Raw genomic sequence first — 17,189 nt, 5'->3', positions numbered from 1 at the left:
TATTAAATATGGCAGATTTCAATTTTATTAACCTTAATGAAAATAAAACACATAAGGTAACGAATGAGGATATTTTAAAAGCTGAGCAAAGGATGAACATTAGTTTTCCAATTGATTTAAAACAGTTCTATCTAGAAGTGGGTTATGGTTTTATTAAAGCTCAAAGTGACAATGCGATTAATAGAATTCTAGGAACGGGAACTGTAGCAGACATTAGTCTTAGAGAAGGTATATTTGAATTCAATCCAGATTTAGATGATCTCTATGATGATCAAAATAAGCTTATTTTTTTTGAAGTAAACGAAGGTGTATATATTTCAATAGATTTGCAATTAGTAAATAATCCGGTATTTTATTTCGATATTCAAATTGCCGATTCGTTAGAGGATTTCTTTAAAAAGTTTCTAAATGATAACGAATATTATATTGATTTAATTGAGGATTAGACAACTAATAAAGTGAGTTTGATTAGTTTTATCCAATGCATATCTCAGTTACCGTGATACCCTTGCTCATGATATATTAGACGCAAAAAGGATATACATGAAGGATGGTGTGTATACACCTGATATTAGGGAGGGCCTTTTAAATACTATTAGAAAGAATAGGGAATTATATCCTGAGTAAATTTTACATTACAGAATTTTAAATCATGAACAAGTAAGAAAAATATATGGAAATGTAATATCTAAACTAGAAATTAAAACAAAAGCGACAGTCATAAACTTATTAAGAGACATTAAAAGTGAAGACCCAAATATGTTTGGAAATTCTGTAGATGAAATATTAAAGGCAATATAATGTTGACCACCTCAATCGGCAATAGCCTTTTAAGGTGGTATTTTTTATCTACTATTTATCCACTGGGGGATTCAGTCTTTCCCAGAAGCTCATTTAGTGGAGGTAATTGCCAAAGCTTTTGCACTTGGGGGCTTTGCCAAAAACCAAAGCGAGGAGATTAGAAAATGACAATAAATGATGCAATTTTTGGTGAACTTGAATATGATTATGGTTGGTCAAAGGTGACACTTTAGATTTCTTTGGAAATGTAACTGAAATAGATTTAATAATAGATGGTGAAGAAGATGGTCAGTTTGGTGAAGGGCAAAATGCTGCATACCAATCTTTAATACAAAATTGGAATGATTTACAACAAAATTTAGTAGATTCTATCCTAACTTATTACATTCAAAAGCGACAGGAATTAGGCTATTGAAGAAATAGAAGAATTTATTGCAGATTGTTGTGATTTATATTTTCCAGAGTTAGGACTTACACCTCTAGAGTGGTTAGAGAAAGTCGTTCAAGATTTAGAAACAGCAATAAAAGAATAATCATGCCTAATCTTTTAAAATATTTTTTTAACGCCTATTCTAAAATGAACCGCGTGTCATTATATATAAATGACATGTGGTTTATTTTTATTTTCATCTCATTCAGGAGAAAACAGTTGTAATAAGAAGTTAGCCTAAGAACTTCACATCCATGCAACAACCGCTATCTGAGCAACACGTGCGCGGCCTAAGCGCAATTAAAAATCCGGACTCAGGTTAGACGATGCGTAATTTATTATTGGGAGGTTCTCCAATTGCCGAAATTAAGCGAAGAACATAAAGAACAAAGAAAACAGCAAATCTTAATGGCAGCTTTAGAGGTATTCAAACGGAAGGGTTATGAAAAAGCCACTTTGAAAGATATTGTCGAAGAGGCCGGGATGAGTCGTGGATGGATTTATTTATATTTCAAAGATAAAAGCGAAATATTTGAAGCACTGATCCTGTATCTCGATCAACAAATAGATGATTCCATTTTAAATCGATCAAATCAACAATCAAAAGCAAAAATCATTAGGGATTTTTTAGAGAGTTATTACGATATATTTCCCACAATTGAAGACAGTATTTATCCAGCAATTTATGAATTTTGGATTTCGGGTTGGAGAGAACCTAGAGCAAAAGCGTTCTTTATAAATCGATACGAAAAAATACGAGAGTTACTTTCAAATTTGATTCAAGAGGGAATAGAACAAGGCGAATTTCAACCTACGATACCAGCTGAAGACATTTCAAAAATAATGATGTCCACTGTGGATGGGATATTAATCCACAGCTTAGCATTTGGCGCGCAAACCATTGATGCAAATCACCAAGTGAACCTTCTTTACAAAAGAATAGAGAAGTTATTGAACTTGTCTCAACATCAATGAAAAGGAGTTATCGGGCACAATAAAAATTAAAAATGGAAAAATTTTAAATTTATGTAACGAAACGTAATTATGAATCGTCTATTGAATGGTTAGTTAATTTCCGAAAATTTAGGAGGAATTCTGTTGAATAAGTTTCAAAAATACCTAGTCGCTACTTCTATGACGAGTGTCCTTTTGTTTTCAGGTTCGATGGCTTCGGCTGCTTCGGCTGCTTCATTTAAGGATATTAGTGAACAGCACTGGGCAAAAAATGAAATTGAGTTCTTAGTGGAGCAAGATATATTAGATGAAAACATTAAAATGTTTCAACCAAACAAAACAATTACAAAGGCGCAAGCAGCCATTATCATTGTGAATGCTTTAGATTTAAAAACAAACAATACAAAATTAAGTTTTAAAGATGTCAATAAAAAACATTATGCCTATAAACAAATTTTAGCAGCTGTCGATGCAGGGATTTTTTCAAAAGATAAAAATTTCAAGCCAAATGAACCATTAACAAGAAAAGAAGTGGCAGACATTTTGGTGAAAGCCTATAAACTTCAAGATTTAGGTAATATAGAATTTAAAGATGTTCCGAAATCATCGAAATGGTATGAGGCTATTACGAGATTAGCGGAAAATGGAATTATTAGTGGTGAGTCAGATGGAACATTCAAACCAAATAAAAAAGTGACGCGTGCCGAATTTGCTATATATATTGCACGCGCGATGAATGATGACTTTTTACCAACCCAATACAATATCCCAATGAATGTAAATCCTGTTGTAAAATTATTTGATTATACAATCAAAAATCCTAAGAACATTTCATCATTATTTACATCAACTAAAGATTTTGGCTTTGCAGATTTAAAAGTTAAAGATCTTGATGTTCATGAATTAAATCAAGTAGGCCGTTTAAATGGTGTAACAGAATTCAGTGTTAAATTTACAATTAAATTAAATGGAAACGAAACTAGTTTAATAAAAAATGGCTATAATGAACTGTATTTTTTAGTGACAAAAGAAGGTTATATGCAATATAAAATTCAATCTGTCAATGTTAAACCACAACTTAAAGGCGATGATTCAATCTCCTTTACAACGAAAGACGCGCAATCTTTATTTAATGAATCACAAAAAGGATATTGGACAGTTGTTAGAGGTGGAGACGGTTTACGAGATGAATCAACATTTGTCCATAACGGAATTGAATACCGTTATATGGCTGAATCATTAGAAACAAAAGAGAAGTTTGAAGCCTTCTTAGGAAATGTCTATACGCCAGAAAAAGTTGCAGTAATTTATAAACAATTAGGTTTCATCACGCGATATGGCAAACTAGCTCAGCCAAATGCAGACGGTGGAAGTATCTTGAACTGGGATAAGGCTACAATTAAACAAACTCTAAATTCGACAACAGTTAAGAAATATGAGTTAAAAGTTCCTCTAGGAGAGAGTAAAGAAGTTGAAACAATGGTTGGGGAACTTAGATTTGTGCCAGGCCAAGGATGGCGCGTTCAAGATTTGAAGAGCAAATAACAACAAGAATATAATACAAGACCTAAGTCTAGATAATAATTCTAAACTTAGGTCTATTAATTTTAAAATAGAATTCTATTTACATTTAACCTATTCATATTAAATCTTAAACTTTTTGTTTAATTTAATATGTTATAATTTGGTATATTGTTAGTCGGAATTTCTTGATTTATGATAATAATTAGTTAAAAGTTTGGAGGTAAAGATGATAAAATTACAATTTCTAATACTATTAATGATTTTGCTAGTCTTAACTGCCTGTAACATTCAAGACTATATCATAGGAGAAGCATCCCAAGGAAAAAATGACGAAGTGGTACAGGTGGATGTAGAACCGATTGTTCCAGAACCGAAAGAACCCGAATATTACTCAGCATCAATCAGTGCAATTGGAGATATTCTTATACATAATTCTGTTTATGAAGATGCACAAATTGCAAATGATCAATATGACTTCACAAAAATGTTTAGAGATGTAAAACCATATTTAGAAAACACCGATCTAACAATTGCAAACTCTGAAAGTATAATTGGTGGGCAAGAACTTGGTCTTTCAAGTTATCCACTTTTTAATAGTCCATACGAAATTGGGGATGCGCTAAAGGAAGTTGGGGTAGATGTCGTTAATATGGCCAATAACCATTCATTAGATGGCGGGGAACAAGCCATTATCAACGCTACGAACTATTGGAATGATTTAGGCATTACGTATATAGGTGCGTCACCATCACAAGAAGCTTCACGAGAAATTAAAACGCTCACTGCAAACAATATAATCTTTTCATTTTTAGGTTACACATACGGTACTAATGGACTTCAAACACCGGTAGGAAAAGAATATTTAGTGAATTACATAGACCAAGAAAAAATGGCACATGATATTCAAGTAGCAAAAGAAATATCAGATGTCGTCATATTAAACTTACATATTGGAAATGAATACGAACAACATTTCAACGATTATCAAAATCAAGTTGCTCAATTTGCAGCAGATCAAGGTGTGGATCTTGTCATCGCTCATCATCCACATGTGTTACAACCAGTGAAATGGTATGAAGGCAGAGAGGGCAATAAAACATTCGTTGTCCATTCTTTAGGAAATTTTTTATCTGCCCAAGATATGTTGTATACAAAAATTGGAGCCATATTTCAAATACGTGTTAACAAAGCAGTTTCTTATGATATAGAAGGAAATGAAACGGTGACAATCAATTTGACAAATCCGAAACTGCTTCCAACTTTTGTGAAATTCCGAAATTGGTCAAATTACGAAATCATTCCATTGCAAAAAGCGACGAATAAAGATTTAGCAAATGCCAACACAGTTTACGAAAAAATCAAGAGTCACATGTCACAGTATGTCCCAGAACTTCAGTTTATTGAAGAACAATTTCAAGAAAATGTACCAACATCCGCATATTAAACCATTTATCAAAGCCATAGTCAGTTATCGGGACTAATGGTTTTTTTCGTTCCTTATAGTGTACTCCTTATCGGGCAACCTATAAGTTACACACGAAAAATACAGATAAAGGAGGGTTATTAATGCCGCTACATACGTATATACAAGAGTACTTCACCAAATATCCAGAAGCACGGATAAAAGGAGTTCAAAATCAACCAATTATTAAACGGCCGAAAATGTACAAGGTAGAAAAAGTTGCAGCTAAAGATGGTGAAACAAACATTCCAATTCGTATATATACACCAATTCTAGAAGAACATGAGCTTGAGCATTATTATCCAATTTTTATTTATCTTCACGCTGGTGGATATTCGAACAATGGTTTTGAAAGTCACGATGTATCTAGTCGTTTAATTAGTTCTTTATGCGGATCTAAAGTAATTACTGTCGATTATGAACTAGGTAATAAAAAAATTTCTGATACGATTCAGGATTGTTATACTTCAGTGAATTGGATCATTCAACATGCACCAAATTACGGTGGTCGTTCAGATGACATTTCATTAGGCGGTGCAAGTATAGGTGCCTATTTTGCTTCGGTTATTACGTTAAAGTCATTAATCACTGGTGATTTTAATTTAACCAAACAAGTCCTACATTATCCAATTATTGATTTAAGCGAAGAGATACAAGACAGCCCGTATTTATCCCGCAAAATGTATAATGCCAAATATGGTGTCGATCTGGCCACTCATCATACACACCTCATACATGATGAACAAAAAGAACATCTAAACATTTCTCCATTAAATATGAAGCAAACGGATATAGCGAAAATGCCAAAAACCTTAATATTCACAGCTGAGTATGACCCATTATGCGATGAAGGGGAATTGTTTGCAGATACATTAAAAGAAGCGGGAGCGGAGGTGAAATTAGTTCGCTTTGACGGTAATATTCATGGTTTTATGCAAAGTTTTCCTGGTTCACCGGATTATATGCGCGGTCATGAACTCACAGCAGAATTTTTAGCAAATGAATAAGCAACTTAAAAAGTGCCAAAGATGGCACTTTTTTCTTTTATCCACTTATATTTCCTCAATTAAATGTCAACGATAAAAATAATCTAGATATGTTAGTAGGTAAATCATATGAAAATTAGTATTTTACATGTCATTTTTCTTATTATGACAGTGATTGGCTTGAAAAATCATGTAACAATCATACCGGGAATATTGGACGTGGCACATAGAGATGGTTGGGCATCCGTACTTTTTGCTGCTATTTACATTTTCCCTTGGTTATTTTTAGTTTTATATATTCATAAAAAATCAAATCAGCAACCGATAAAAACTTGGTTAAGAGAAAAGCTAGGCAAATGGGGTTCTTCCATTGTTCTTTATGTGACTGCAGTTTATTTACTACTACTTGCACTATTTACTTTACACGAAACCATTCTATGGATTAGTGTTTCCTGGTTATCTGAGACACCGAGCATTCTTATTTTATCTATTTATATCATTTTAATAGCTTTATTTATCATTACTGATATTCAAACCATCGTCATCGTAAATGCATTTGTTCTATTTTTCGTTGTAATATTTGGATTTTTTGTAGCATTTACAAACCTTCAATACAAAGAATATACAATGTTACTTCCAATGTTTGAATATGGTTTTGGTCCTGCCTTGAAAGCATCATTATTTCCTGCGGGTGGGTTTGCAGAGTTAATATTCTTATTATTTATTCAGCATCATTTTAAAGAGCGACTGAAATGGTATCATCTTACAATTATGCTCTTTATCTTAGTAGGGCTAACAATGGGGCCATTAATCGGGGCCATTTCAATTTATGGGCCAGAGGAAGCATCTCAACTAAGATATCCAGCTTACGAAGAATGGGCAATGGCATCATTAGGTCGATTTGTAGAACATCTTGACTTTTTCTCTGTTTATCAGTGGTTAACGGGAACTTTTATTCGTGTAGGAATAATATTATTCATCGTGGCGGACATATTAAATATAGCTGGAGATAAAAATCGAATTTGGACTTATTTGGTACCACCATTTTTTATTTTAAATCTAATATTTTTTTTATTCGATGACAGTTACTTTTTACAAATTAACGAAAACGAATTTTTAATCAGTACTTTTATATTTTGTGTACTTTTATCCATAATTATTGCATTGGCAACGATGAAGTCTGGAAAGAAAAACGGAAGTAATGTCCAACATTCACAAACATCTAATCCAATTATAACAGAAGGCAGTGAGATCGATTGGACTCAAAACAGCAACAACAATTCGGGCAACAGCAATTTCAACAACAATATGGGGAACAACCAAATCAACAACAACAGCAATATGGGCAACAATCCATTCAACAGCAACAACAATATGGGCAACAACCAATTCAACAACAACAATATGGGCAACAACCAATTCAACAACAACAATATGGGCAACAACCAATTCAACAACAACAATATGGGCAACAATCCATTCAACATCAACAACAATATGGGCAACAACCAAGTCAACAACAACAGCAATATGGGCAACAACCAAGTCAACAACAGCAATATGGGCAACAACCAAGTCAACAACAACAATTTCAACAGTTTGGGCACCAACAGCAACAATTTCAGCAATATAAACAACAACAATTTCAGCAATATAAACAACAACAACAGCAGCAATATGAACAATCAAATCAACAACAGCAATTTCAGCAGCAACAATCAAGGAAGCAACATCAACTACAACAAATTCAACAACATTATGAACAACAGCAACCAAGCCAACAACAATTTCAACAGCAACCAAATCAACAACAATTTCAACAGCAGCAACCAGACCAACAACAGCAATACCAACAACCAAACCAGCAGCAACAATTTCAACAACAACCAAATCAACAGCAATATCAACAGCAACAACCAAGCCAACAGCAACAACAATTTCAACAACAACAACCAAATCAACAGCAGCAACCAGGCCAACAACAGCAATACCAACAACCAAACCAACAGCAACAACAACCAAATCAACAACCGCAATACCAACAACCAGGCCAACAACAACCAAACCAACAACAATCAATAATAAATCAAAATACTCTAGAAAAATTATTTGCAAACTCTGCAGATATCGTTTTTCAAGAATATACATTTAATCCTGCTAAGGTTTTATTTATTACTTGTGATGCAATGGTTGATCAGCAAATGTTATATAGCATGGTCATTCCACAAATTGAACAATTCTTAAAAAAGCAAAAAGAATCTAAAAGTGAAAAGAAGAAGATCTATTTACCAAACGCTGAGATGATCATTGGACAAAATAATATAAATTTTGACGATCTAATATTACCTGGTTTAAAACTAGTTGCAGATTTAAATGAGGCAATGACTCTAGTTTATAGTGGAAATGTTCTGCTGTATTTTGAAGAGGAACAAGTATTGTATGCTAGTAATATTGCTCATAAACCAAATCGAAACCCTGAAGAAACAAATATGGAAGTGATTATACAGGGGCCGAGAGATAATTTCATTGAAGATCTTTCAACTAATATTGCATTAATACGGAAACGATTACCTACTAATTCTTTATGTATTGAAAAAATGGAAGTAGGAAGACGTTCTAAAACCAACATTGCGATTCTTTATTTAGATGATACTGTAAATAAAGACATCTTAACTGAAATCAAAAAACAATTAAATAATATAGATAATGATGTTATGTTAAGTGGCCAATCCCTAATGGAATTTGTCAATAAAAAGAATTGGTTTCTTCCTGCATTTAATACGACTGGACGACCAGATTTTGTTGTTCAATCCTTAATTAGAGGAAGATTTACTATATTAGTTGACGGGGTATCGTACGGGGTAATCACACCTACTAATTTATCCTTTTTATTAAAATCATCAGAGGACTTTGAAAACACCATTCCTTTTAGTACATTTGAAAGATTTTTACACTTAGTTGGAATTGTTTTGGGCATCGCGTTTCCAGCATTTTGGATTGCTTTGATATATTTTCATCAAGATCAAATGCCTCTAGCACTATTAGCTACTGTTATTATTGCAAATAGGGGATTACCATTACCTGCACCATTAGAAATGATTCTTTTAATCATATTGTTTGAACTTCTTCGGGAGGCTGGATTACGGTTGCCACAAGCCATTGGGGGAACTGTAAGTGTAGTTGGAGGTTTAATTATTGGAGACGCAGCAATAAGAGCCGGAATTACAAGTCCCGCTATGCTCGTGGTGATCGCTGTTTCTACGATTGCAACATTCACGCTTCCGAATAAATCACTCTTAACGACTTTAAGTATTATTCGGATTTTCATGATTATTTTTACATCTTTCTTTGGTTTATTTGGGTTCTTCATCTCCCTCTATTTATTAATACTTTATATTGGGAATACGAGAATTTTTGGCGTACCATATTTAAACATATCCGCTGACCTAAGCTGGGAAACGATTAAAAAAACATTATTTAGACCAGGTAAAAATCATTATCAACAAAGGCCCAATATGCTAGATCCTCAAGATGAATCTCGTAAAGCAATGAGGGAGTTGAAATGAAAAAAAATAAGTTAATATACTTGTTAATTTTCACGATTTTCATATCTGGATGCTGGGATTCTAAGCAACCTGAGAGGATGTATTACGCTTTTGGTATGGGAATTGATTATAATGAGGGGAAATATGAAGTTTATGTTCAATTAATAAGTTTTGCAAACGTTGCAAAATCTGAACAAGTAAATCAGGATGTTAGACAATCGGAAATAGGGTATGGAACAGGAAAAGATATTCATGAAGCGGTTTTCAATCTTTACAATTCGGTGGATTCAGAAATTTATTGGGGTCATTTTTCTTTTATTCTTTTAAGCGAAAACGCAATGAAGAATGGGCATCTCAATTCGGTTATTGATACTTTTACTCGAATAACGGAAATAAGATATAATTCTTGGATTTATGCAACTGATGGTGATTTGAGAGAATTACTATTAACTACCCCACAACTTGAAAGAGCGATTACACTTACAAAATTAGGGGATCCCCTCAATACGTTTGAACAAGATTCTTATATTGAACTTACGAGTATACGTAAAGTAATCACTCGATTACAAGAACCCAGTTATAATGCCAATATTCCCTATGTGAAACTAACGAAAAAATGGGAAACAACACAAGGTCCAGATAGTATTACAGAATTTGATGGCTTTGCTGTCGTAACACCGTCAGAATTTAAAGGATTTATAAAAGGCGATCAAGCAAACGGATTGCAATGGTTGTCCAAAAAAACAATAAGAACAAATATAACAACAAACATAAATATAGATAGTGAAGAGAATGATTATATTTCTGTTTCGTTACGTCATATTAGCACTAAAATTAAACCTATCATCAATGGCAATAACGTCAAATTTGACATTATAGTAAAAGCCTCCGGAAAAGTAGACGACCTTCAAGGTAACATAACAAAACGAGAAATTAAAAAAGTAATTGCAAAACAAGTAAAGAAAGAAATTAATGAAACGTATAAAGCTGGTTTAGAGTTGGATGTGGATGTTTACCGATTATCAGAAAAATTATATAGAAAAAACGTAAAACTTTGGAAACAATTAAATCAAGATGGCAAAATTCCATTAAACGAAGATTCTATACAAATTCATTTTACTTTAGAAAAAATCAGCTCGGGTCGTAAAGAATTGGAAGAAACAATCACTAAATAATCGCATTATTATACAAACAAAAACACAGACTTGTTAAGGTTTGTGTTTTTTCTTTTTAAGAAAAATTGATTATTAAAGGGCACCTGTTCAACCTCAAAAGGTGCTCAAATATCGGAGAACCTTGCTCATAACCCCCACCCAAAATGCTGCTCATGTAAAAGTTATACTTATTTATCCCCCTCCAAAAGTTGTTCATAAATTGTGCACCCGAGCGCAGAAACCGAATAACTTACTACTGCCACTCCAAAATCTTCTCATAAATTGCTCTTTTTATTTCAAATCATATTTCAACTCCTAGTTCGATAACCATAAAAAACTCCTAAATAGGAATGTATTCCTACATAAATGAGAAGGATAGGTGATATAAGTGTTCTGACAATTATTACATAATTAATTATGACAGAAATAGATTTAAAATCGACAAGATCAGATTGAACGGAGGTTGCATGTTGACCCAAATGCATAATCAAAGGGATTCACAATTCTTCCAAATTCTTATAGATGCTATACAATCCTTACAAGATATTATTTATATCATTGAAGTCAAAGAAAAGACGTTCACATATCTGTTTACAAATAGCTTAGGCGCTTCACATTTAAACGCGGATGTTGAAATAGTCGGTAAAACATTCCACGACGTTCTAACGAAAGATAAAGCAGATTTTCTTCACCGACAATATTTAAAAGCTGCAAAATTTAAAAAAGTTGTTCGTTTTGAAGATACTTCTGAGTTAGATGGAGAGGATTCCATCTACGAAACAGTACTAACGCCGATGATGAACGACCATCAACAATATATTATAGCAGTTGTTCGTGATGTGACGGATCGTAGCAAAAAAATGCAAGAACTTCAAAAATCTAAGCGACTATTTGAAAAGAGCGAAAAACGCTTAACCTCTTTACTGGATAATAATTCGGATGCCGTCTATATGCTCGATACTGAAGGCTATTTTTTAGAAGGAAATGACGCATTGCAACAAGTAATCGGCTACACACCCTTTGAACTAGTTGGAACACATTTTGATCAGTTAATACCTAAAAAAGAGTTAAGTCGGGTAAATGAATACTTTCAAAGAGCCATTGATAAAGATAACGTCAAGTATGAGACAGTTGCGTATCACAAAAATGGACAGGAAGTTATTGTTGAAGTGAAAAATATTCCCATTGAGATTGATGGAGAGATTATCGGAATATATGGTATTGCAAAAGATATTACAAAAGAAAGAGCGACACTAGAAGAACTTAATAAAATTAAGCAACAATTTGAATCATTTTTAGATGACAGTTTTGATGCGATTTCCTTAAGTAATGTGCACGGTCGTATTCAGTTTGTAAATGAAGCATTTCTTTCAATGTTCGGCTTTACAAAAGAGGAACTGATCAATCAAATGAGTCCAATTGTCCCGGATTGGTTGAAAGAAGAAACAAACGAACTGATGCAATTAGTTAAACAAGGAAAAAAGGTGCAAAACATTCATGTTCAACGCCAAACAAAGTCGGGAGAAATTTTAGATTTAAGCGTGACATTATCTCCAATTTATAATGAATTCAACGAAGTAGTTGCCTTTTCAAGTATTTTGCGTGACATTACAGTACAAAAGAAAGCTTCAATGGAAATAAATGAGATAAAAGAAGAGTTAGAACTTGTTTGGGATTACTCAACGTATGCTATCTTTATGCTTTCACAAAACGGTTCAATAATAAAAGCGAACCCAGCATTTGTTGAAATGTTCTCGATTTCAAAAGAAGTGAAAAATATGACTCTGAATGATTTTTATCTAGATAGTCAAATCACTCAAAAATACGAGCTTTTAACTTACTTAAAAGAAAAGAAACAGATTCTACAATTTGAAACTAAACGTAAGCGAAAAGACGGTTCAATTATAGATGTTTTGGCAACTTATCGACCAAGTGATCGTGGTGAAATACTTGCGATTGCAACATATAAGGACATTACAAAGGAAAAGAAAGTTTTTAATGAGCTGACTGAAAGTGAAGAAAGAAATCGAAAAATTTTAGAAGCTTCACCAGATCCGCTCATTATTCATAATGGAAAAATCATTACGTATATCAATCAGGCAGGACTTGAATTAGTAAAAGCAAAAGCGGCCAATCAAATTGTTGGAAAACCAGTGATAGATTTTGTTCATCCAGATTATAAAAGACAAGTAATTGAACGGGTAAAAGATGCCCTTGAAAAAGGAAAAAGAGGCGAATTAGCAGTTGAAGCTTATCTCACTTTAGAAGGTGAAAAAATATTACTAGAAACAACTACTGCAACATTTAGGGAAAAGGGACAAGATTTTGTTGTTGTCATGCTCCGCAATGTTACTCAAAAGCAGCGAGCAGAAAAAACATTACGGGAAAGTGAAGAACGCTTCCGTCTGATCGTTGAGAATTCAAGGAGTATTATTAAATTCCTTAACCACAAAGGGAAAATCATCTATGCGTCACCATCGATGGAAGTCACATTGGGCTACAAAATTCGTGATGTCATTGGTCAATCAATTAGTTCGACCATTCATCCAGATGACACCAAAAAGGCTATGGAAATATTAGAAGAAATTAAACTGTCTAAACAATCTAAAGATGTTGTTATTCAACATCTACATCAGGATGGTTATTCTATATTACTTAACACACGTTTCATCCCACTTATAACAGAAGAGGGAGAAATTGAAAAAATCATTGTCATATCAGATGACATAACTGAAATAACACAAAAAGAAACAAAGCTAAAAAAAATGGCTTATTACGATTATTTAACTGGACTACCAAACCGACGGATGTTCAATCAACGACTCGAACAAGCGATGATGATGAGTAACCAAACAGGAAAATTAACAGCCTTAATGGTAGTTGATTGCGATAAGTTTAAAACAATTAACGATACACTTGGTCACGATATGGGAGATGAAGTCATTAAGGAATTTGCTCGGAGAATTCAATCCTCATTAAGAGAAAAAGATACCGTAAGTAGGGTAGGGGGAGATGAGTTCACGGTTATCATACCCGAGGCTCTAAATTCTTTAGTTATCAGCGACATCGCCAAAAGATTAGTAAATGTGATGCAAGAGCCAATGTATATAAAAGGTCATGAAATAAGACTTACAGCAAGTATTGGAGTTGCAACTTATCTGTCACCGACAACGAACGTTGAAGAACTGTTTAAAATAGCAGATGAAAATCTCTATAAATCAAAAGACCGCGGAGGAAATACTTTCACGATGTAACAAGAAGAAAAAAGAAATTCTTGGGGGGGATTACAATGAGCTTTTTATTTTTTCCAAAGTCAAAAAGAGAAGAGAATGGACAGTCTTCCATTCCTTCTCTCAAAAGTCATACCTTTATAAATAAGTCCATTTTCTCAACTTTATTTCATCCACATCCTGAAGCTGTATTTACATTAAATTTAAACGGTCAATTATGTTTATTTAATCCATCCTTGATCCGTACTTTTCAATTTAATGAAAGTAAAGTTGTCTCGGAATTTTCAAACACAATGAAACAATCGACATTTAATTCCCATTTTAAAATGGCTTTAAAGGGACAAGCTCAAAATTTTAAGGATTCAGTTTATCTATCTAACGGAAGTTTAATTCATCTTGATTTCACACTTGTTCCTTTATTAAGTGAAGAGATGGAAACATTAGCTGTCTATGGAATTGCATTGGATGTTACGAAGCATAAAAAGCATGAAGAAAAAATGCAAGAAATTGTAAACAAATTTGAAATGGCGCAAAAGAGCGGAAAGATTGGTTCATGGGATTACGATATCGAAAGCGATTCCATCTATTGGTCAAAGCAACTTTATGAATTAACTGGAAGAAATAGTAATGCGTCGTACTCATTAAAACTTACCGAAGGGTTAAAGTATGTTCATCCAGAAGATCAAAAACGTTATCGTAAATTACTCAATCAATCCATTCAATTTGGTAAAAGCTATGATATTGAATTTCGAATCTTACGTGAAGACAATTCTGTAATATATGTATCTGAAAATGTAGAAGTTGTTCTTGATGAGTTTGGTCGAGCAGTCCGACTAATCGGAAACACACAAGATATAACTAAAAGAAAATTAGCAGAAAAAAAGCTCCGTGAAACGGAATCGAGAATCAATCATATCTATGATAATTTACCCCTTGGAATTCGTTCAGTTGATGTTGTAAACAACAAGGTGATTTTTGTTTCACCCGGTATTACCGAAATTACTGGATTACCAGCTGAGGGATTCTATGAAAGAGAAGCATGGGATCAATTGATTCACCCTGATGATCACGAATATTACCAACAACAATATTCAAAAATACTTGAAGGAAAAAGCTTTAATATTGAATATCGTATTTTTCACCAAAATGGCGATATTATTTGGGTACAAGATAAAACAGTGAGTGTTTTCGATCATCAAGGGAAATTAATTCGAACAGATGGAATTCTCACAAATATAACAGAAAAAAAACAATATGAGGAAAAGATTAACCGTTTAGCATATTATGATGCAATAACTGGATTACCGAATCGTTCAAGCTTCATTGAAAAAATTGATTCATTAATTGAAGTAAGCAAACCATTTTCCATTTTGTATATCCAAATAGACCGATTTAGAAATATCAATTCCTCACTAGGTCACATAATAGGCGATCAATTATTACAACATTTCTCTAATCGAATTGATTCATTGATTAATGGAACCTATTACTTTGCAAGAATAAGTGGAGGTAAATTCGGACTGATTTTACCGAACACCAACGAAACCAATTTTGCTGAAATTCTTGCCAAATCAATGATTGATAGTTTCCAAGAATCTTTAATAGTCGATGGCTATGAATTGTATCTTAATGTGAGTATTGGTATTAGCAATTACCCTTCGAATGGCGGTACTCGTGAAGAACTGCTTCATAATACAAATACTGCTTTAAAACGTGCAGAAGCCCTTGGAAAAAATACGTACCATATATACTCGCCAACGATTAGTATTAATTCATTTAAGCATTATGAATTAGAAAGAGATCTACGCAAATCAATCGAAAATAATGAACTGATCCTTTATTTCCAACCACGTGTGGAAACAAGTACGGGCAGAATTGTCGGTGCAGAAGCATTAATTCGTTGGCAGCACCCTGTATGGGGTCTTGTATCACCAGGGGAATTTATTCCGATAGCGGAAGAAAGTGGTTTCATAAATGAAATTAGTAATTGGGTTTTAGAAAATGTTTGTAAAACGATAGCAAAATGGAAAAGTGAAAAACTTCATGTTGTTCCAATTTCAATCAATGTGACGTCTCAAAGATTTTTAAAAAGTGATTGGCTTCCAGTACTACTTAATTCACTCAATACCTATGATATAGATCCTTCTTTATTGGAATTTGAAATTACCGAAACAACTTTATTACATTATGAAAAAGAAGTAGAATTTGCTTTTCAATACTTAAAAGAGTTAGGCGTTAAATTAGCATTTGATGATTTTGGGACTGGCTATTCATCTTTAACTCACCTGAAAGACTTTTCAATTGATACGATCAAAATTGATAAATCATTTATTCAACGTATATCTGAACCAAATATTGAAATGATTATCAAGTCACTCATTTTTATGGGAAAAGGATTAGAGATGACTGTCGTTGCAGAAGGTGTAGAAACAATCGAGCAGTTTGAATTTTTAAGGAATCAAGAATGCAGTGAAATTCAAGGTTATTTATTTAGTGAACCAGTGCCCGTCGAAAAACTAGAGGTTATGTTAAAAAGAGTGATTCTTAAACCAGCACACTTCAGTGGACATGTTGCAATGGAAGACCGAAGAGAATTTTACAGAGTTGATTTACTATTTCCTTTAAGCTCCGATATGACATTAACTTCATTTCAAGGGAAAAACGTAAACTTAGGGAAGACAGAAGTAGTGATTGAAAATATAAGTGCTGGAGGGTTAAGATTCCTCTCTACAATTCAGTTACCTGTAAGACCGGATATCATCTATCAATTTGAAACAACAATCTTGGAAAAGCAGATTACTATGAATGGTCATGTCGTTTGGAAACAAGAAGTGAAAGATGGATTCTTCCAATATGGTGTGCAATTTATCATTACTGAAAAGGAACGAGATGAACTTATAAAAATTCTGAATCAATTAACACTCCAACTGAAAAAAAATGCATATATACCAGGATGCAGTTTTATTCAAGACGATAAGTTCTGCTATTTAAGAAAGGCGAATCGTATCGCATAGCTCACTAGTAAGTCAGTTAATTTCTGATTGTGATAAAAAAATAGTTCGCAATCAGAAATTTCATATGAATCTATCTTTCTAATGAAACA

The 17,189-nt window shown here is 33.3% G+C and carries 10 protein-coding genes and 2 pseudogenes; 11 read left to right on the top strand and 1 reads right to left on the bottom strand.

Features of this window, described 5'->3' with window-relative positions; all coding sequences use genetic code 11:
• Positions 1–8 precede the first annotated feature (8 nt).
• The 7 genes and pseudogenes from JOD29_RS05170 to JOD29_RS20720 all read left to right on the top strand — a co-directional run.
• Complete coding sequence (locus tag JOD29_RS05170) at positions 9–446, top strand: SMI1/KNR4 family protein (RefSeq protein WP_124762732.1); 438 nt, start codon at positions 9–11, stop codon at positions 444–446.
• Between the two features lie 519 nt (positions 447–965).
• Positions 966–1,213, top strand: a pseudogene (locus JOD29_RS05165) (DUF6985 domain-containing protein); the annotation flags it as partial.
• Positions 1,214–1,588: 375 nt separating this feature from the next.
• Complete coding sequence (locus JOD29_RS05160) at positions 1,589–2,206, top strand: TetR/AcrR family transcriptional regulator (RefSeq protein WP_124762734.1); 618 nt, start codon at positions 1,589–1,591, stop codon at positions 2,204–2,206.
• Positions 2,207–2,329: 123 nt separating this feature from the next.
• Positions 2,330–3,730, top strand: coding sequence for an S-layer homology domain-containing protein (locus tag JOD29_RS05155; RefSeq protein ID WP_124762736.1), 1,401 nt, complete (start codon positions 2,330–2,332; stop codon positions 3,728–3,730).
• Between the two features lie 205 nt (positions 3,731–3,935).
• Entirely contained in the window at positions 3,936–5,153 is a 1,218-nt protein-coding gene (locus JOD29_RS05150) for a CapA family protein (RefSeq protein ID WP_124762738.1), read from the top strand.
• A 122-nt stretch (positions 5,154–5,275) separates the two neighbouring features.
• The gene (locus JOD29_RS05145; protein WP_124762740.1) at positions 5,276–6,178 is read left to right on the top strand and encodes an alpha/beta hydrolase; all 903 of its coding nucleotides are present in this window, start codon (positions 5,276–5,278) and stop codon (positions 6,176–6,178) included.
• Positions 6,179–6,286: 108 nt separating this feature from the next.
• A pseudogene (locus JOD29_RS20720) lies at positions 6,287–7,321 on the top strand (endospore germination permease); the annotation flags it as partial.
• 48 nt (positions 7,322–7,369) lie between these two features.
• Here the strand turns inward: JOD29_RS20720 and JOD29_RS20715 are convergent.
• Positions 7,370–8,236 (bottom strand): hypothetical protein, encoded by an 867-nt coding sequence (locus JOD29_RS20715; RefSeq protein ID WP_338088282.1) that lies wholly within the window; start codon positions 8,234–8,236, stop codon positions 7,370–7,372.
• Here JOD29_RS20715 and JOD29_RS05135 point away from each other — a divergent pair.
• The 4 genes from JOD29_RS05135 (at position 8,236) to JOD29_RS05120 (ending at position 17,100) form a co-directional block, all read left to right on the top strand.
• Positions 8,236–9,723 (top strand): spore germination protein, encoded by a 1,488-nt coding sequence (locus JOD29_RS05135; protein WP_124763228.1) that lies wholly within the window; start codon positions 8,236–8,238, stop codon positions 9,721–9,723. The genes JOD29_RS20715 and JOD29_RS05135 overlap by 1 nt on opposite strands.
• Positions 9,720–10,877 carry a Ger(x)C family spore germination protein gene (locus JOD29_RS05130; RefSeq protein WP_124762742.1) on the top strand — a complete coding sequence of 386 codons (1,158 nt, stop codon included), beginning with the start codon at positions 9,720–9,722 and terminating at the stop codon, positions 10,875–10,877. The genes JOD29_RS05135 and JOD29_RS05130 overlap by 4 nt, the downstream gene beginning before the upstream one ends.
• A gap of 458 nt (positions 10,878–11,335) precedes the next feature.
• On the top strand, positions 11,336–14,110 hold the full coding sequence (locus JOD29_RS05125; RefSeq protein ID WP_239585579.1) for a PAS domain S-box protein: 2,775 nt from the start codon (positions 11,336–11,338) through the stop codon (positions 14,108–14,110).
• 35 nt (positions 14,111–14,145) lie between these two features.
• A complete protein-coding gene (locus tag JOD29_RS05120) occupies positions 14,146–17,100 on the top strand; it encodes an EAL domain-containing protein (RefSeq protein WP_124762746.1) in 2,955 nt (984 codons plus the stop codon).
• Positions 17,101–17,189 lie beyond the last annotated feature (89 nt).

Origin of the sequence: Lysinibacillus composti (genome assembly GCF_016908465.1) — a bacterium.
GTDB classification, from domain to species: domain Bacteria; phylum Bacillota; class Bacilli; order Bacillales_A; family Planococcaceae; genus Ureibacillus; species Ureibacillus composti_A.
The sequence above is the reverse complement of the archived record's forward strand: the minus strand, read 5'-3'. Positions and strand labels throughout refer to the sequence as shown.